Below are 19,302 nucleotides of genomic sequence, written 5' to 3'. Positions count from 1 at the left end.
GGTACATTATTAATATTTATAATCATAATCTGCAATTATTGAAGGATCACCCCAAGAAATGGATGGACCAGAATTTCTAGAGCATGCACCACCTTCTTTAAATGCTCCATCACCTTTAATTACATTATTGTTGTTACTGTTCTTAGCATAAACTTTACTATTAGAGTTATTATTAAAATTATTTTCAATTTTTAAGTATCCATTGATACAGATAATAGAATTAGATCCTATATCTAATCCTTTTATTACAGCATCTGAATTAACAAAAATCTTGGAATCATTCATTCCATTTATTTGCCCGAAATTTGCTTTATATTTATCTACATAAATGGTAGATCTTAAAAGTTTCATATTATCAAAGCTGGCATTTCCTCCGATTTCTATTATTGAATCAGTTAGTCCATTTCCATTAAAATGGCCGAAATTTGCTGCTCCATTTACATGTATTTTTGACTTATTTAGGCTATTCATATTTCCAGTTGTCATACTTCCTAGTATATATAGTGTTGAATGATTCATATCCTTGTTATTCATATTCTGAAAGTGTAATGCCCCAGTAACTTTAAAAATTGATTGGTCAAACTCTAATTTATCATTTTGATAAAAGGTTTTACTTCCATTTATTTGACACACTGTATTTGTAAAGTCAGTCTGACTATTACTGCAGATTTTTAAATTTCCTGGATCAGCAATTTCATTCCCGGAGGGTAATTTTAATTCTTGGTCTCCATTATTTTCTTCACCTTTGCCATCTGATGACATTAAATTACTAAAGTCAATCGTCATTGTTGTGCCTATTGTGGTACTTTTGTCGTTCTCAGTACCTACACTATTAAAAGTAATCCTGATATCCTTTCCATTTGAATGGATATCATTTTCACTATATTGAATATTAAATTTTGCGTTTGGTTTTCCATCAATAGAAATTGATGTTTGCTTTAATTTAGATTTAAATTGTTCTATCATTAAGACTATTGCATACTGTATATATTCATCATCTGCTTTAAATATTCCATCCTTTATATCTTTGTTGCGTGCCTCTTTTACTTGGGCGATAATTGATTGGTGATTAGATTTAAAAACATTTTGAACTGCTAGTTGAAAATACGTAACGCCCATTTCGGCAAGCGCAACAGACTGTGATTTGGTTTCAATAACTTTATTCTGCTTTACATTATTTGCAGCTTGTCCCATAAATGAAAAAGCAAGAATCATAAATATAGTCATTGTTAATAGAACAGCAACTAGTGCATATCCCTTTTCATTAGAAACCCGCATGGGTTATCCCCCACCTTTCAAGCGGTATAGAACGGTATCTATAGAAATGGTATTATTTGAATTTTTTTCGTTAACAGTGATAGTTAATGGAGTATCATTTTTATTTGGTATTACATTATTAATAGATTGTGTAAAAAAATCTAAATGGCTATCGTCAAAAGTAATTTTATGTGTCGACCCCTTTTTATCTTCATAGTCAACAATTATGATTCCACCATTTGAATGAATGGAATAGATTTCTGCGGTTTGATGAATTTTTGTTAATTTGGAAATGATAATATTTGCCTCTTGCTGCATTTGATTTTTGGTTACAGCTATATTAGAATATTTTGTTCCTTGAAAAAAAACACCCCAAATAATTACTCCGATAATTGAAAGAATGGCTATTGCTGCTAATAATTCAACTAAAGTAATTCCGCGTTGATTTTGATTTAACATTGCTAACCTCCTAGTTAACAATAATATATCCATAAGTTTCACTGATTGTTGTTTCTCGATCGTTTTTAAGTTTAATATGAACTAAATATGCTTTTGAAGGGGTAGTATTTAAGTCAGGAGTCTTTTTAATTTTAATTTCAACATCTAATTTTCCTTTTTTATTTTTAAAATAATAGTAATTAGCATCATTATGGTCATAACCAGATAAGGCACCACTCGATGGATCTGCAAGGAATGTTTTTAAATTATCCCCTTTTTTTTGCCAATCAATTAATAATTCTTTTACATCATTCACTGCTTGCTGTTTGGTCCCATTCTGGTTGTTCAACATTCCCATCTGGGGGAAAAACTTCATTGCTGTTACAAGGATAATCGTAAGAATTACTATAGATAAAAGAATTTCTATTAGTGTCATTCCTTTTTGATTACGTAGAAGCATTATATATTTCTCCTTTATCCTCTATTTTATTAAAGAGAAAATAGAAATTCTTTGAAGATAATAAGTTTTGATTAATCCTTCATTTTTCTTCTCTTCCCAACTTGCTAACTCTATTATACAATAACTAGTATACTAAATTTGTGAAAAATAGGATAAAAGTTATATTTTTTTTGGAAAATTGCCACAATTTTTATGTGTATCAATAATTTAAAATTATATACTCTTTATATGTTTAATCAAATATAAGATTGTACATCTTTTAGGGAGGAAAAAATGGAGAATTTATTACTAGCAGTAATATCTTTAGTTATTCTAGTCCCTATTATTTATTTTTTGCCGCTCGGTCTTTCATCGAAAGGAAAAATACTCGTTATTATCATTTCCTTTTTTCTGGCAAATTTAGGGCTACTAGCTCAATTATCCTTTCCTTTATGGCAGACTAGTTTAATATTGCTGCTTCTAGTTTTTTTGTCATCAATTGTGATTGATTCAAGACTGAGAAAGATTATTTATCCACTTTCTATGAAAAAAATTTTTCATTCACATGACGAGATGACTCTAGATTTGATAGAACGTGAAGTAGATTTGGAGAATGAATTACCTGCTTTGCAAAATGCAATAGAGGTTTCCAGCAGGAAAACATCGAACCTTGTTAAAATAATAGCTTCTCTTTCTGAAATGAGAACAGATGATTATCGAGAAGATGTATTAATAGATGAAATTACACCTGAAGTAAAAATAGAATCTCTAAAAAAAGAAGTTTTTCAAAAGCAATTATCATTCGAAAAAGATAATTTACCAGAAGAAGTAAAGTTAATTGAAGATAGTGGCGAAGACTTTGAAGAGGATATCTCCTTCTTATTTAATAGAGAGGAGCTATTTAAAGAAAGTTTTAATGGGTATACCCATCAAACTCAAGTGAAGGAAGAAGATTTAGGGTATATGTCGGAGATTGAAAGAATGATAGCAGAAACCGATAGCAGTGGACAAACTGAAAATATTGAACTTAATCTATTAAATTATCAGCTCGAGGAAGTTGCAGCAACAAAAGAAATTAATAATGAAACTAGTAATATAACATCACTTGATAATGACGAAATCCAAGTGTTAAAGCTCGAAAAAATAGAACCAAGACTGGAGACAGCAGATTCTATAGAAGATGATGAACCGGTTATTTGGGAAGATGTAATTGAACCAATTAAGATATTTAAAATAAATAACAGCAATCAGGGAGGGTAGTTCATATGGGAAATAAGCAGACAGTTAGATTGTTTCTTGTTATGATCTTCTCTACCGCCTATATTTTCAGTTTCTCCCATTTTGGTGTCTCAGCTTACGATGCCATAATGAATAAAAGCAATTCATTTGATAATGGTACGTTTATTGGAACGGTAGATGTCTCAGGGAAAACAAAGTCTGAAGCGATGAGAATGGTTGATGAACAATTAACGAAGTGGCTAAATGGGACCACTATTTTTCTTCATTTTAAAGAAAAGATGATTGAGTTTAACGTTCACGATATCAGCTTTGATATTGAGAAAACTGTCAATAATGCTCAGCAAGGGAAAAAAAATAAGCTAATGGTTACTACCGATGAAGTAGGGGTATTATTAGAAGAACTTTCACCAACCATTACAGCTGATGAATATAATATTGAAAAAATTAATAGTGAAATTTTAAATATAGCTAGTTCATTACAAATAGAGCAATTTAATTTTAAAATAGAAGATTTTCTCTTGGATACAGCCTCTCAAAATAAACAAGTAATTAATCAGGTAACATTGGACTTGAATACGATTGATTTTGATGAGAAATTTATGGAGCAACTGAAAGATTTTGATATTGAACCATCTTCTCAATTTTCCCTTCTTTCTCAAATGGATGAATTAGGATTAGGCGATGCCTCAATTGAAACGATGAATATCTTAGCTTCAAGTATTTATGAACTGATATTGCCAACAAACTTCTTAGTTATTGAAAGACATATCAGTGAAAACCTGCCAGCATATGCAAAACTGGGATATGAAGCTAAGGTGAATCCTGAAATGGATATGGATTTCATTTTTATGAATGAGAATGCTGGACCCTATAAAGTCTATTTTGAAAAGACGAACTCAAATTTAGTTATTTCGTTAATAGGTCCTAGTTTTTTAAATCAGTATAAAATCTTTGAGAAGGATGAGAAAACCTTTAAGCCAAAAACGATTGTTCAATTTAATCCACAACTAAGCCCAATTGAAAAGAGTGTCAAAACCAAAGGGAAAGAGGGGCGTTTCGTACGGATATATCGCGAGACATATGATGAAAAGGGCGAAAGGTTAAAGGAAGAGAAGGTATCTGAAGATTTCTATCCGCCAGTCCATCAGGTTGAGGTTCGCGGATTAATAAAAGATGAGAATACTTCCAGTACCGATAACAGTGATACAAATGGTGAATTAGAAAACCAGACAAGTCAAGCAACGAATGATGATGCGGATTTAAATCAAACAAATAATGAGGAGGAATCTGCTCATCAAGGAACACAAGAAATAAATTCTAATGATGATAATGATCTTTGGGGAAAGCCTAATGAGACATTTAAATAATGATCGTCGAAAAGCGTGGTGATAGCATGCAGCAAACCCGAAAACGGCTTGGAGATTTACTTGTTGAATCCGGCCTGTTGACCGAAAATCAATTGCAAACAACATTAAAAGAAAAAAGCCAGGGACAAAAACTTGGAGATGCATTGTTACAAAGAGGCTATATTACAGAGCAGCAATTAATTGAGGTATTAGAGTTTCAGCTCGGTATCCCTCATATTAGCTTATATCGCTATCCGTTCGATACGAAACTTTTCAATCTGGTACCAAAGGAAATAGCAAAAAGAAATCAATTAATTCCATTAAAAAAAGAAGGGGACAAGCTTTTTGTTGCAATGGCTGACCCGATGGACTTTTTTGCTATTGATGATTTACGTCTTTCGACAGGATTTCAAATTGAGACAGCGATTGCCACAAAGGATGATATTTTAAGGGCAATCAATAAGTATTACGATATTGATGAGGGCTTTGAAGAATTAATGGGAACCCTTCCTGAAACAAGATCTACTCAGGAAGAAAAAATCAACGATCAGGACTCTCCGATTGTTCGTCTAGTCAATCAGCTTCTATCTAATGCTGTAGTATTGAAAGCAAGTGATGTGCATATTGATCCGCAGGAAACTAAAGTCGTCATTCGCTATCGTATTGATGGGATTCTTAGAACGGAAAGGGTATTGCCAAAGCATATGCAAAGTTTGCTTATTGCTAGAATAAAAATTATGTCCAATCTTGACATAACAGAGCACCGGATCCCACAGGATGGCAGAATTAAGGTTAATCTAGATTTCCACCCCATTGATCTCCGTGTATCTTCTTTACCGACTGTTTTCGGTGAAAAAATAGTTATGCGGATACTAGATTTAGGAAGCTCCTTAAATGATATAAACAAACTAGGATTTAATAAATTGAATTTAAATCGATTTATGAAAATGATCGAAAAACCAACAGGGATCGTCCTCATTACTGGTCCAACAGGGTCAGGGAAATCTTCTACCTTGTATGCTGCTTTAAATAAGCTTAATAGTGAAGAAGTAAATATTATTACTGTTGAAGATCCAGTCGAATACCAAGTAGAAGGGGTTAATCAAATCCAAGTAAGTCCTAATGTCGGGATGACATTTGCAACAGGGCTTCGCTCCATTCTCCGCCAAGACCCCAATATTATTATGGTCGGGGAAATTCGCGATAAAGAAACGGTGGAAGTAGCCATCCGCGCATCACTGACTGGGCATTTAGTGTTGAGTACAATTCATACAAACGACTCATTAAGTACAGTGACAAGACTCGTTGATATGGGAGTAGAACCATTCCTAGTTGCTTCCTCGTTAAGTGGGATTGTCGCACAGCGGTTAATACGGAGAGTGTGCAGAGACTGTGCTGAAGAACAGGTTCCTTCAAAGCGTGAGGTTGAAATATTTGCAAAACGTGGAATGAGAATTGATAAAATCATTCGTGGCAGAGGGTGTTCTTCCTGCAGTATGACTGGTTATAAAGGTCGAATTGCCATCCATGAGGTACTTGTCATTAATGATGAAATGAAACAAGTAATTATGAATGGAGAATCCTTTACGAAACTTCGAGAGTTAGCCATCAAAAATAAAATGATTTTTCTTATTGATGATGGTTTATTAAAGGTAAAACAAGGATTAACAACTACTGAAGAAGTATTAAGAGTGGCAATACCTGAATAGAGGTGCAAATGATGAAAGAAATGATTGACCATTTGCTTCATGCAGCCTTTGAGCTGAAAGCATCAGATATTCATTTAACGGTGGGGGTACCGCCGATTATGAGGATAAATGGGGATTTGAAGAAATATGGGAAGGAATCGCTGAAGCCGGAAGATACGGAAGGAATGGCAAGAGCGATCATTCCTGATCATATGTGGGAGCAATTTAAAGAAAAAGGTGAATTAGATTTTTCCTATGGGATTCCGAAAGTATCCAGATTTCGCGTGAATACGTATTTCCAGCGGTCATGTATTGCCCTGGCAATTAGAATCGTTCCGACAAGAATACCGACAATAGAGGAATTGGAATTGCCGAATGTATTAAAGCGAATTGCTGAAAAACCACAAGGGCTTGTGTTGGTAACAGGCCCAACCGGGAGCGGAAAATCAACAACCTTGGCATCTATGATTCAATATATGAACCATCATATGAGAAAGCATATTATTACGCTGGAAGATCCAATTGAGTATCTTCATAAACATGGAAATTCAATTATCGATCAGCGAGAAGTTGGTTTTGATACGAATAATTTTGCCAATGGACTTAGAGCATCCTTAAGACAAGATCCTGATGTCATACTTGTTGGGGAAATGAGAGATTTAGAGACGATCCAGACGGCGATCACTGCAGCCGAAACGGGGCATTTAGTTTTTGGAACCTTGCATACGTCAAGTGCGCCAGCAACAATCAACCGAATTATTGATGTTTTTCCGCCGTCTCAGCAGGCACAGGTTAGAATTCAATTGGCTTCTGTACTTGTATCCGTTATTTCGCAGCGCTTATTTCCAACGATTGATAAAAAAGGGCGGAGAGCTGCAACTGAGATTTTGATTAACAACTCGGCTGTTGCTAATTTGATTCGCAATGAAAAAATCTATCAGATTGTTAATATTATGCAGACTTCAAGGGCATCTGGCATGCATACGCTTGAAACAAGCATCAAAGAACTTGTTCAATTAGGAGTTATTTCAAAAGAAGCAGCAGAACCATTCATACAGGAGATGCTGAGTTAAAATGGCAAGATTTAAATATACTGGACGGGACAGGAAAGGAAAGCTACAAGGGGTAATAACAGCTTCTTCGAAGAGAGATGCCATGCAAAAGCTTGGGAAAAACGGGATTAAAGTATTGGAAATGGTTGAAGTTCAAGAGTCTATTTTGACAAAGGAAATTTCTATCGGTTCTCCAGTGAAGCTTGAGCATATGGTCATTTACTTGCGACAGTTTTCTACCCTTCTTAAAGCAGGTGTTTCTGTTGTTGATTCAACCAATATTCTTGCAGCACAAACGGAAAGTAAAGGCTTAAAGAAAGCACTTCTCGATATTGAGCTAGAATTACGTGAAGGGAAGCCGTTATCAGATTCTGCAGCCAAGCATAGAAAAATATTTTCTTCGATGTTTGTTAATATGGTACGTGCCGGTGAAGCGGGAGGAAGTATGGATGAAACACTTGAACGTTTAGCCATTCACTACGAAAAGCAGCATACGACAAGGTCGAAAATTAAATCGGCACTTGCCTATCCGATAGTAGTCGGGATAATCGCAATAGCCGTTGTTATTTTTCTTCTTGTATCGGTTGTTCCGACATTTGTGGACATGTTTGCTGATTTCGGCGGAGAGCTCCCAGCTATTACTCAATTTGTCTTAAATGCCAGCGAATTTATGCAGCGCTTTTGGTGGCTGGTCATACTCTTGGTTGGCGGCTTAATTGGAGGGATAATTTTTATTCAACAGAATAAAAAGACAAAATATTATCTCGATTATTTCGTCCTGCGAATTCCAATATTCGGGAAAATGATGCAAAAAGCAGTATTGGCTCGGATGACGAGAACATTAAGTTCGTTGTTTACAAGTTCTGTCCCCATCCTTCAAGCGATGTCCATAGTTGAAAATGTCGTCGGAAACGAAGTCATTTCCCGAGTAATCCGTGCGTCACGGGATTCATTGGAAAGAGGAGAGTCCTTAACAGATCCAATGAGAAAGCACTGGGCATTTCCTCCACTTGTTACACAAATGATAGCGATTGGAGAAGAAACAGGCTCCTTAGATGCCATGCTTGGAAAAGTAGCTGATTTCTATGAAAGAGAAGTAGACACGAGCACAGATCGGATAAAATCTCTAATAGAACCATTAATGATTGTTGTATTAGCTGGCGTGGTTGGTGTAATTGTCTTGGCGATCATGGTACCGATGTTTGAAATTTTCAATCAAGTAGGATAGTAGATTTAGTAAATGAAAAATGCCAAAAAAAAGTAATAATTTTACTGGGGATAATGTGATATTCTTCATAGAAATATGATACAGTAAAATTGAAATAGTAAAATATAACTAGTAAAAGGGAGAGGAAAGTATGTTAAAGAATCTGAAGAAACGTTTAAAAGATCAGCGTGGATTAACATTAGTAGAATTACTTGCAGTTATTGTTATTTTGGGGATTATTGCGGCAATTGCGGTGCCAAGTATTGGGAATATTATTGCTAAATCAAAATATGATGCAGCAAAGGCGGATGCAATTCAAGTTTTAAATGCCACTAATTTGTACATTGCTTCTAGTGGCGTTAAAACAGATACAATAAAATCAACAGATTCTGTTGACACTCATAAATTAGCTGATTATCTAGAGAACGTAACACCTGATGGTCTTGAATCTTATACCGTAACTATTACTAATGGAAAAGCAACCATATCAGCAATATCTAAACATCCTGCAAAGAAGGTAGATGCCCCTACATTTAACGGTGGAATTTCCGATATTAATAAGTTAACATATGATAGCCCAGGGACTACACCAGATCCTGATTCTAACCCAAGTTCATAATAGAATATAAGATTGAATTGGATTTACTTAATTGAGTAACTTATATATTTGGGAGTGTTAGACTTGAATATCTTATTAATATTAATCCTAATTTATGGTCTGGCACTCGGCTCCTTCTACAACGTAGTCGGCCTTCGAGTCCCTGTCAAAAAATCAATCGTCAAACCACGCTCATCCTGTCCAAACTGCAATCATCAGTTAACAGTAATTGAGCTCATCCCTGTGCTATCCTATATGATTCAAAGGGGAAAATGCCGCCAATGCAAGGCGCGCATTTCTCCTATTTATCCAATGATGGAACTGATAACAGGGCTACTATTTGTTTCAGCACCGCTCGTGATAGGCTGGACTGCAGAGCTAGTTGTGGCATGGACGCTCATTTCATTATTGATTATTATTTTTGTTACTGATATTACTTATATGTTGATCCCTGATAAAATTTTAGCAGTGTTTGCAGGGATTTTTTTAATAGAGAGACTGCTGATTCCTCTCTCCCCGTGGTGGGATTCCCTTTTAGGTGCAGCAATTGGTTTTACCCTGCTGCTTGTCATAGCCATCATTAGTAAAGGTGGCATGGGTGGAGGGGATATTAAACTATTTGCTCTTATTGGTTTTATTATCGGTACAAAGGCGATGTTGCTAACTTTTTTTCTTGCTACTTTATATGGTGCCCTTTTTGGAATTGTAGGGTTATTATTGAAGAAAGTAAAAAGAGGAAAGCCAATTCCTTTTGGCCCATTTATTGCTGCAGGTACTTTAACAGCTTATTACTATTACGATGCGATAATTGAAGCGTATCTGCAATATTTATCATCAGGATTTTAATGAGGGGTTTTACTATGTCTCCTAACTTCTTTTCTCCCAAAAAACGTGTTATAAATATCATCATTAACGATCATTCCATTCGTTTTTTAGAGCTAAAGCAAGCAAATCCCCCGATTCCTTCTAAATGGGGAGAACGCTACCTACCGGCTGGGATTATTAACAATGGGAAAATTAATGATTATGAAACTCTTTCCACGATTTTAGAAGAGTGTATAAATGATTGGAAGCTTCGGAATCGACAAGTCCGTTTTTTAATCCCTGAATCATTTGTTATCATTCGAAAAGTCACCATCCCTGCTGATGTGAAGGATGACGAAATCAAAGGCCATCTATATTTAGAGCTAGGTACGAGCATCCATCTTCCATTTGATGAGCCTGTTTTCGATGCAGTTGTTTTATCTGAGGACAAAGAGAAAAAGGAAATACTAATTTTTGCTGCTCAAGAGGAAAGTGTTAAAGAATATTCTAATCTACTATCAGACAACAAATTAAAGCCAATCGAAGCTGAAATTTCACCGCTTTCGATCTATCGTCTTTTCTATCATCTAAACCAAGCAAAGAAGAATGAAGATTTACTTGTTGTTCAATTTGATTTAAACAACGTCAATATTTCTATATTTGAAAATCAATTTCCAATTTTTATGCATCATATGCCAATTGAATTTAATGATTCAAAATGGGAAAAACAGCTGAATCGGAGCGGAACATATGAAATGACTTATAATGGTGAACCGGACGATTTGGTTTATCAATTTGATGATATCTACAAAGAAATTAGCCGTCTGATGGATTTTTACCGTTATTCCTTACACAAAGGACAAAAACAAGTTTCAAGGATTTTATTAAATGGGGATTATCCATTGCTAGCAAAGATAAAAATGGACTTGGAAAATCGTTTTGAAGTTCCATTAGAAACTTTTGCTTATGATGAACTTGTACCTTTGGAACAAAAACTGCCTCCAACACATTACCTAGCACTGGGGCTCGCATTAAAAGGGGTGTAAACATGTTAGTAGAAATTAACTTATTGCCTCAAAAAGAGGAGAAAAATAAATCCCTTTTACTGCTTGTTATTATTTCCGTCATCCTCCTCCTTATTGGCGGATTTTTTGCATACTGGGTCAATCGTTCCAATAACATCAAATTAAATACATTAGATCAGCAAATTGCTGCAAATGAAGAGTTAGTAGCATATGAACAGGAAAAGAGTAAGTCCGATGAGTCTTCTACCTCTTATACAAAGCTAGAAAATACTGTAAAATGGGCGGAGGAATATCCGGCCAAAACGGTTCCGGTGCTGCAAAAATTGACTGCACTTTTACCAGAACGAGGATTTATTCAAACTTTTAATTATGTAGAGACTGGGATCATTCAAGTAGGTATTCAATTTGAATCAAGCCGAGAAGCCGCATACTATTTAAATTCCTTACAGGAATCTAATTGGGTAGAGGATTCAAAACTCCTTTCAGTGGATGCAATTACTAGTTTCTATGATAAAAAGTTTGGTGAGTCTGAAGATGAAATCGATAAAAGTAAATTGAAAAATGAAACATACCTCCCGCGATATTTAAGTCAATTTGAAATTAGCTTGGACAGAGATGTAATGAAGAACGAAGCAAATAATCATTCCTCCAATGAATTAGGAGGAGATGAATAATGAATAGACCCTTGCAAAAAAATAATATTTTGTTGATTATCTTATCGATTTTTCTATTAACTGCTTTTTTTGTAGGTATATACTTTTTCTTACTTTATCCTAAAATGGAAAAAATCAAGCTGAAGGAAATGGAATTACAATCACAGGAACAGCTTTTAGCAACTCTCAAAAATAAAGGGGAAAATACGGAAAAACATCCTGTTGAAAGCACAATCCACCTGCAAGAGCAGGTTCCTGTTAAACCAATGGCACAGCAGTTGTTGCTGGATATAGAAAAAGCTGAAGTTGTTTCAGGAAGCTTTGTAGCCAATATGACCTTCCAAGATGGCGGAGTAATTGAATTGGATGACAATAAAAACGTGGACGCTGAGAATTCTGAGGAAGCTGAAACGGATGGGACAGCAGAAGAGGAAAGTTCAACTCCACTTCCGGAAGGCGTTGAAAAGACTACTGTGAATCTAACAATAGAATCACCAAGTTATTTTGACTTCGAATCCTTTTTGCAGATACTAGAAAACTTAAATCGGATAGTTGTAGTAGAAGCTATTGATTTTACTGCAAACGAGGAAATTATCGAAGAAAGTCAAGAGAATACACCTATAACCTATCAGGTGACACTTTCCGCTTTTTATATGCCAACATTATCAGATTTAATTGATCAACTGCCAAAGATTGAGACACCAAAGCCAGCAAATAAGAAAAATCCTTTTAGCAGCTTTGGAGAATATACAAATGAAAAAGTGCAAAACAATCAATCGAAATCAATAAACTCATCGAACAATTCAAATGTTGAAATTGAAAATGGAGAAGTAGAAATAACAGATTCAAATGGTGAAAACGATATTGTAAATGATCGCGAAAATACAACTAATCATGTTGTAAAGCCTGGAGACACAATTTATAAACTAGCAATAAAATATTATAATTCAAACAATGGGATAGAGATTATTAGAGAAGCGAATCATTTAAAGGATAATAAAATTATCACTGGCCAAGTTTTAATCATTCCTCTTGCCAAAAATGAATAACCCAATATCCTTAATCTCACTAGTAAAAAATTTGACGAAAATCCCAAGTAACAAGACGACAAAAGTCTTGTTATTTTTTTTTGCCATTATGATAGGATGGAACAAAATTAGCAATTGATAGGAAAGAGAGGAGGAGGAAATGGTGGACAGACGAGAGAAGGGAAAAACCATTACAATTAAAATAAATGGCAAAAACCATACGTTCCTTGAAACGGCGAGAAAAGAGAATGAAAGATTGAAAATGGAAGATAAAAGTGAGAGATTGATAGAAGAGACTATTCAAAACAACAAGTATGACTATTCCTCTGCGATTGAAGCGGCTGCCTCAAAAGAAGCAGCGGATGAAGAAAATTTTGACTGGATTTTGCCGGATGAATCATCGGATGTAGATATGGATGTGCAGGAATACAAAATTGCCAAACAGCCAAAAAAGCAAAATCAAAAAGGCATCGGGGCGATTAGTAAAAATTTCAAGAAGAATAATCGCAATGGTTTGCTTTCTTCTGTGTTTTTGACGGTGTTTTTTGCTATTCTCTTAGGGACAAGTTTTGGCTTGCTTTTGTTAAAGCTAGTGATTACTGAAAATGAAATTCCTGTTGATCAGCCAGTGATTGCCGAACCAACCCCAGAAAAAACGGAGGATACATCTGCTAGAGAGACAGGGTCAATCGCTCTTGACCCATTATCTACATTTATTGTACAAGGCGGTGTGTTCTCGAATAAAGAGGCAGCAGATCAAATGAAGGAAGGGGCCATTCAATTGGGAGCTCCTGCACAAGTAGTAGAAATGAACGGACAAGCTATTTTATATGTAAGTGCAGCAGACAGTATCGAACATGCGAAGGAAATCGGTGCACAGTTAAAAACCAAAGGAATAGAAGTATTTGCAAAACCAATTACTCTTGAGGGCAAAACGATTAAAGACCTTCAAAAAGAAGAGAAAAAGGTAATGGAGGCAGCTGGAGTAATTTATCAATCATTAGCTGCTGGTGCTTCAGAAGCTGCTGTAAGTCAAACGATTTCTGCATCAACAATTGAAGATATTGAAAAACAAGGTTCGATCCTGAAGGATATTACTGAAGATAAGCTTAAACATGAAGGGGTTATTGCAATAAAAGCAGAGCTTGATCAAGCAATTGAGCAGCTTAGCGCGTATAAACAAAAACCAGAACCATCTATCCAAACAAAGCTTCAACAGCATTTGCTTGGTTTTCTTGCTGTTTATCAATCTCTATAGATCATTTTTTCTATAAATGACAAATCCTTTCATTTTTCGAATATTTTCTGGGAAATAACACATGTTATTGAAGTCTGTTCGATGATTTTCGACAGGCTTCTTTTCGATTGGCTAACATATTAGGGTAAGGGGAACGTTAACCAAATGAGTATTCGATGATTGCAGGCATATTCTGGCAGTATGTAAGAACTTTTTCGCTATTTGTCGGTTTAAAAATTGTTTGTCCTGCTGAATTTTGGTACGATGATGATGTATCTCCCAAATCGATACAAAAATTAAGGTAAGGTGATGAAATGCAAAACCTCATTTTAGCCTCTTCTTCTCCACGACGAAAAGAACTTCTTGAAAACCTTCATTTAACATTTGAAGTTTCCAGCAGTGATGTTGATGAAAGCTTTAATCCCGAACTAGCACCGGGAGAGATTGTCATGGAGCTTAGCAGTAGAAAAGCAAAAGCGGTGAGCAAGAAATACCCAGGCTCATATGTAATTGGAGCCGATACCGTTGTAGTTTTAGATGGGACGATATTAGGCAAGCCGCAAGATAAAGCAGAAGCATTCTCAATGCTGAGAGCTTTAGCCGGAAGAACACATGCAGTTTATACAGGGGTATCAATTATCGCTCCTGGAAAGGATAATAATTTTTACGTGAAAACGGATGTGGTGTTTTGGGAGCTTACAGATGATGAAATCAATGCTTACATTAACACCGGTGAACCGTTTGACAAAGCAGGCGCATATGGCATTCAAGGCCAAGGCAGTGTACTCGTCAAAGAAATAACAGGAGATTATTTTTCTGTTGTTGGTCTGCCTGTTTCAAGAACTGTTCGAGAATTAAGGAATTTAGAGTTTGAGATTCCTATCTGATTTTTTCTTATCTTCAGATCCCTTACGCCCGGAATAGGGAGGAATACTCTTCATGCAAACTGAATCCTTGATGATTAAGAATTTTCCACAGGATGAGCGTCCAAGGGAACGCTTTATCCAAAATGGTCCACAAAGTTTATCCACTCATGAACTTGTGGCGATTCTGCTTAGGACAGGAACGAAGGATGAATCTGTGCTGCAATTATCTAACAGGCTTATCAATCATTTTGAAGGCCTTAGGTTATTAAAGGATGCATCCTTAGATGAAATAACAGCGATAAAAGGAATTGGGAAAGCTAAGGCTATTCAGCTACTTGCTGCAGTTGAAATTGGCAGAAGAATCTCGAATCTTTCTTTTGATGATCGCTATGTCATCCGCTCACCAGAGGATGGAGCGAAATATGTAATGAATGACATGAGATTTCTTTCGCAGGAGCATTTCGTATGCCTATATTTAAATACGAAAAACCAAGTCCTGCACAAACAGACCATTTTTATTGGCAGTCTAAATTCCTCCATTGTACATCCGAGAGAGGTATTCAAAGAGGCATTTAGACGCTCAGCAGCATCAATTATTTGCCTTCATAACCACCCGAGCGGAGACCCAACACCGAGCAGAGAGGATATTGACGTAACGAAACGACTTTCTGAGTGTGGGAAAATTATTGGAATTGAAGTGCTCGATCATCTGATTATCGGGGATAATAAATTTGTGAGCCTGAAGGAAAAAGGGTATTTATAACACTTTAGTTTTGTCCGCTGATAAGCTATAATATTATCTATGCTTTTTTACGTTTAATTAAATAAAGTTAGCGTTTTTAGCTTAAAAAAAAATGGCATTTTATCTTAATTTATTGCATTTCGTATCAGAAAGGGAGATACACTTATGTTTGGAACAAAGGACCTAGGAATCGATTTGGGGACTGCTAATACACTCGTTTATATTAAAGGAAAAGGTATCGTAGTAAGGGAACCATCAGTAGTTGCTTTACAAACAGATACGAAAAATATTGTTGCTGTCGGTAATGATGCCAAAAATATGATCGGCCGAACACCAGGGAATATTGTTGCGCTTCGTCCGATGAAAGATGGCGTTATCGCTGATTATGAAACAACAGCTGTGATGATGAAATATTATATTAATCAAGCGATAAAAAATAAAGGATTATTCTCTGGAAAGCCATATGTAATGGTTTGTGTTCCTTCGGGGATTACTGCTGTTGAGCAGCGTGCAGTTATCGATGCAACACGCCAAGCTGGGGCAAGAGATGCTTATCCGATTGAAGAGCCATTTGCTGCAGCAATTGGAGCGAACCTTCCTGTGTGGGAGCCAACTGGCAGTATGGTCGTTGATATTGGCGGCGGAACGACTGAGGTTGCCATTATTTCATTAGGAGGAATTGTAACAAGTCAATCTGTCAGAGTTGCAGGGAATGAAATGGATGACGCGATTATTAATTATATTAGAAAGCACTATAACCTTTTAATCGGGGATAGAACAGCAGAAATTATTAAAATGGAGATCGGTTCTGCTGGGGAGCCTGAAGGAATTGATAATTTCGAAATCCGCGGGCGTGACCTTTTAACTGGACTTCCGAAGACGATTGAAATCACGGCAGAAGAAATTTCTCGTGCCTTACATGATACAGTGTACTCCATTGTAGAGGCGGTTAAAGTAACACTTGAAAAAACACCGCCAGAATTAGCGGCAGACATTATGGATCGAGGAATTGTACTTACTGGCGGCGGTGCATTGCTCCGTAACTTAGATCGAGTGATCAGTGAAGAAACAAGTATGCCTGTTCTGATTGCAGAAAATCCGTTAGATTGTGTTGCGATCGGTACAGGAAAGGCGCTAGATCATATTGATTTATTTAAAAACAAAGCGAAAGACTCTCGTTAATTTAAAAAATACAAATGTATGAACAAGAAGAGTATGCTCGTCCACGCAGATTTTGTGGCGAGCGCCTTTCTTGTGAATTGATATACTTAAGAGAGAAAAAATATATCGAGGTGTAGGGAATGCCACAGTTCTTTTTGAATAAACGCCTGATTATTTTGCTTGTCAGTATCATTATTCTAGTGGCATTGATTGGGTTTTCTTTAAGTGGGCGTTCAAAATTAAGCTGGCCTGAACAATTTATTAAAGATACAACCGGCTGGGTTCAAACAGCCGTTTCACGCCCAACTCATTATGTTGCGAACTTTTTTGAAAATCTGAAAGACTTGCAAAATACATATACGGAAAATAAAGAATTGAAATCAAGGTTAGATGAGCTCGCGCGGCTTGAATCAGAGGTACAAAAATTAAAGAAAGACAATGCTGAGCTTCAAGAGATTCTAGATATAAAGGATTCATTAAGTGCTTTTGAGCCAAAACAAGCAACTGTTATTGGGAGAAATCCAGATAAATGGACGGAATTGCTTATTATTAATAAAGGAACAAATGACGGAATCGAGAAAAATATGCCTGTTATTACGGCGAATGGCTTAATTGGAAAAGTGAAAAGTAGCCAGTCCTTTACTTCAACTGTTCAGTTGCTTAGTTCAATGGACCCTACGAACCGGATATCTGCAGAAATTCAAGCGGGTGGAGAAAGTATTTTTGGGTTTATTGAGGGATATGACGATGAAAAAGGTCTTCTCATGATGAAACGAATCCCATCGGATGCAAAGGTTAAGAAGGGTCAGACTGTCATTAGTTCTGGTAAAGGAGGCGTATTCCCGAAAGGTCTTCTTATTGGGAAAGTAGTGGAGGTTGCGCCGGCAGAGTATGGCCTTACACAGACAGCCTACATTGAACCAGGTGCAAATTTCGATGATATCGAGCATGTCATGGTGGCAAAAAGAGGTTCGATACAGCCTGAATTAGAAGATATGATTGATGATAAGGAGGAGGAACTGTGAGAAAATTCCTTCTTCCTATTCTATTAATGGTTTTTTTCATTGTTGAAAGTATCTTTGTCGAGTTAATGCCTCCTAAGGTGTTTGGAAATGAGTATATCCTTGTTCCGCATTTTTTAATGATTGCGATTATTTTGCTTACAGTGTATGGGCCGAAAAACTATGGAGTTCTCTATGGTTTTCTTTTTGGATTATTGTTCGATATTGTCTACACAGAAATTATGGGTATTTATTTATGTCTGTTTCCATTAGTGGCGTATATATGTTACAAATTAATGAAAATCTTACAAACGAATATTGTAATGGTGACGTTCATTTCAATTGTAGGTGTCGCTCTATTAGAGCTTGGAGCATATGAAATGAATGTATTAATTAATCGTACAGATATGACCTTTGTTTCTTATAGTATGGATCGCTTAATACCAACACTTACCCTCAATTTAATTTTTATTATTCTTACTGTTTATCCGTTTAAAAGGCATTATGAGAAGTTAGCTTTGAGCTTGGATGCATAAAAATAGTTACTAAACATTGTATTAGAGTAAACTTGCAAAAGATTCATTGATTTTATTTACGATTGGCCAAATTTTTTTGTGCAAAAAAGGATTTTTTAACGTCCATGTCGAATTGTAGTAAAATAAAGTTTAGGAGCAAGGTTATATTTAGAAACGGCTCACTGCAGCTGATTTCTATAACGAACGTTAGCCTCCTCCTTCTGAAAAAACGCGCTGCGTTTTTTCTTAGTGTTTAGCTAAAGCGTCCCACTCCTTTAAATGGGTGGCAAGACGTTTACGCATTTGCTCTGAGGTGAACAGCTTGTTATGAAGAAATTCCAAAATGTAACGATTAAAGGGACAAAAGATGGGTTGACTCTTCATCTTGACGACTCCTGTTCCTATGTAGAATTAAAGGAAGAATTAGATCGAAAGCTTTCGGAAAGCTCTCAGTCTCGTGAGGACCGGTTAATCTCTGTCCATGTTCAGGTTGGTAATAGATATTTAACAGCTGAGCAGGAAGAGGAAGTAAAAGACTTAGTGCGGCAAAAGAAAAATCTTGTCGTCGATTCAATTAGCTCCAACGTAATGACGAAAGATGAAGCAGAGAAGATAAAGAGAGAAAATGAAATTGTACCTGTTGCTAGAATCGTTCGATCGGGACAGGTTCTTCAAGTGCCTGGTGATTTGCTCCTTGTTGGAGACGTGAATCCGGGAGGTACGGTTATTGCAGGCGGAAACATTTTTATAATGGGGGCATTAAAAGGAACTGCTCATGCAGGTTTTAACGGAGATAAGCAAGCGATTATCGCAGCATCCATTATGAAGCCTTCTCAAATCCGAATTAGTGATTGTATTACAAGAGCTCCTGACCATTATCAGGATGATGAAAAAAGAGAAATGGAATGTGCTTACATAAATGATTTGGATCAAATAACTGTTGATAGATTACAAGTTTTAATGCATATTAGACCGAATATTACTAGATTGGAAGGGGGATTCTAGA

Annotated in this window: 20 protein-coding genes; 17 read left to right on the top strand and 3 right to left on the bottom strand. The window is 36.1% G+C overall.

Going from position 1 to position 19,302, the window contains the following annotated elements; genetic code table 11:
• Positions 1–9 precede the first annotated feature (9 nt).
• The 3 genes from AN957_RS20250 to AN957_RS20240 are packed head-to-tail and all read right to left on the bottom strand — an operon-like array spanning position 10 to position 2,155.
• Positions 10–1,278, bottom strand: coding sequence for a type II secretion system protein (locus AN957_RS20250; protein ID WP_056685886.1), 1,269 nt, complete (start codon positions 1,276–1,278; stop codon positions 10–12).
• 3 nt (positions 1,279–1,281) lie between these two features.
• Entirely contained in the window at positions 1,282–1,716 is a 435-nt protein-coding gene (locus AN957_RS20245) for a prepilin-type N-terminal cleavage/methylation domain-containing protein (RefSeq protein ID WP_053477182.1), read from the bottom strand.
• 10 nt (positions 1,717–1,726) lie between these two features.
• Positions 1,727–2,155 (bottom strand): type IV pilus modification PilV family protein, encoded by a 429-nt coding sequence (locus tag AN957_RS20240; protein ID WP_056685883.1) that lies wholly within the window; start codon positions 2,153–2,155, stop codon positions 1,727–1,729.
• A gap of 273 nt (positions 2,156–2,428) precedes the next feature.
• On the opposite strand from AN957_RS20240, the gene AN957_RS20235 reads away from it, so the two are divergent.
• From AN957_RS20235 to minC, 17 genes are all read left to right on the top strand, one after another.
• Positions 2,429–3,394 carry a hypothetical protein gene (locus AN957_RS20235; protein WP_056685880.1) on the top strand — a complete coding sequence of 322 codons (966 nt, stop codon included), beginning with the start codon at positions 2,429–2,431 and terminating at the stop codon, positions 3,392–3,394.
• 5 nt (positions 3,395–3,399) lie between these two features.
• Positions 3,400–4,740, top strand: a complete 1,341-nt coding sequence (locus tag AN957_RS20230) for a G5 domain-containing protein (RefSeq protein ID WP_053477179.1) — start codon at positions 3,400–3,402, stop codon at positions 4,738–4,740.
• Between the two features lie 26 nt (positions 4,741–4,766).
• A complete protein-coding gene (locus tag AN957_RS20225; protein ID WP_056687258.1) occupies positions 4,767–6,428 on the top strand; it encodes a GspE/PulE family protein in 1,662 nt (553 codons plus the stop codon).
• A gap of 11 nt (positions 6,429–6,439) precedes the next feature.
• Positions 6,440–7,480 carry a type IV pilus twitching motility protein PilT gene (locus tag AN957_RS20220; protein WP_053477178.1) on the top strand — a complete coding sequence of 347 codons (1,041 nt, stop codon included), beginning with the start codon at positions 6,440–6,442 and terminating at the stop codon, positions 7,478–7,480.
• 1 nt (position 7,481) lies between these two features.
• Positions 7,482–8,687, top strand: a complete 1,206-nt coding sequence (locus AN957_RS20215) for a type II secretion system F family protein (RefSeq protein ID WP_053477177.1) — start codon at positions 7,482–7,484, stop codon at positions 8,685–8,687.
• Between the two features lie 130 nt (positions 8,688–8,817).
• Positions 8,818–9,285: a type II secretion system protein gene (locus AN957_RS20210; protein ID WP_053477176.1), complete on the top strand. Its 468-nt coding sequence runs from the start codon at positions 8,818–8,820 to the stop codon at positions 9,283–9,285.
• 63 nt (positions 9,286–9,348) lie between these two features.
• Positions 9,349–10,110, top strand: a complete 762-nt coding sequence (locus AN957_RS20205) for a prepilin peptidase (RefSeq protein WP_053477175.1) — start codon at positions 9,349–9,351, stop codon at positions 10,108–10,110.
• Positions 10,111–10,124: 14 nt separating this feature from the next.
• Positions 10,125–11,114, top strand: coding sequence for a type IV pilus biogenesis protein PilM (gene pilM / locus AN957_RS20200; protein ID WP_053477174.1), 990 nt, complete (start codon positions 10,125–10,127; stop codon positions 11,112–11,114).
• A gap of 2 nt (positions 11,115–11,116) precedes the next feature.
• Entirely contained in the window at positions 11,117–11,767 is a 651-nt protein-coding gene (locus tag AN957_RS20195; RefSeq protein ID WP_053477173.1) for a PilN domain-containing protein, read from the top strand.
• Positions 11,767–12,795 carry a LysM peptidoglycan-binding domain-containing protein gene (locus AN957_RS20190; protein WP_053477172.1) on the top strand — a complete coding sequence of 343 codons (1,029 nt, stop codon included), beginning with the start codon at positions 11,767–11,769 and terminating at the stop codon, positions 12,793–12,795. Before AN957_RS20195 ends, AN957_RS20190 begins: the two co-directional genes overlap by 1 nt.
• A 139-nt stretch (positions 12,796–12,934) precedes the next feature.
• Positions 12,935–14,032 (top strand): SPOR domain-containing protein, encoded by a 1,098-nt coding sequence (locus AN957_RS20185; RefSeq protein WP_053477171.1) that lies wholly within the window; start codon positions 12,935–12,937, stop codon positions 14,030–14,032.
• A 293-nt stretch (positions 14,033–14,325) separates the two neighbouring features.
• Complete coding sequence (locus AN957_RS20180) at positions 14,326–14,898, top strand: Maf family protein (RefSeq protein ID WP_053477170.1); 573 nt, start codon at positions 14,326–14,328, stop codon at positions 14,896–14,898.
• 52 nt (positions 14,899–14,950) lie between these two features.
• Positions 14,951–15,640, top strand: a complete 690-nt coding sequence (gene radC, locus AN957_RS20175; RefSeq protein ID WP_053477169.1) for a RadC family protein — start codon at positions 14,951–14,953, stop codon at positions 15,638–15,640.
• Positions 15,641–15,784: 144 nt separating this feature from the next.
• Positions 15,785–16,801 carry a rod shape-determining protein gene (locus tag AN957_RS20170; protein WP_053477168.1) on the top strand — a complete coding sequence of 339 codons (1,017 nt, stop codon included), beginning with the start codon at positions 15,785–15,787 and terminating at the stop codon, positions 16,799–16,801.
• Between the two features lie 119 nt (positions 16,802–16,920).
• Positions 16,921–17,805: a rod shape-determining protein MreC gene (mreC, locus tag AN957_RS20165; RefSeq protein ID WP_053477167.1), complete on the top strand. Its 885-nt coding sequence runs from the start codon at positions 16,921–16,923 to the stop codon at positions 17,803–17,805.
• On the top strand, positions 17,802–18,317 hold the full coding sequence (gene mreD, locus AN957_RS20160) for a rod shape-determining protein MreD (RefSeq protein ID WP_053477166.1): 516 nt from the start codon (positions 17,802–17,804) through the stop codon (positions 18,315–18,317). Before mreC ends, mreD begins: the two co-directional genes overlap by 4 nt.
• A gap of 306 nt (positions 18,318–18,623) precedes the next feature.
• A complete protein-coding gene (minC, locus tag AN957_RS20155; protein ID WP_053477165.1) occupies positions 18,624–19,301 on the top strand; it encodes a septum site-determining protein MinC in 678 nt (225 codons plus the stop codon).
• The last annotated feature ends 1 nt before the right edge of the window (position 19,302 follow it).

This window comes from Cytobacillus solani, assembly GCF_001420595.1.
Classification (GTDB): domain Bacteria; phylum Bacillota; class Bacilli; order Bacillales; family Cytobacillaceae; genus Cytobacillus; species Cytobacillus solani.
Note: the sequence above shows the minus strand (reverse complement) of the source record. Positions and strands in the feature narration are given on the sequence as shown.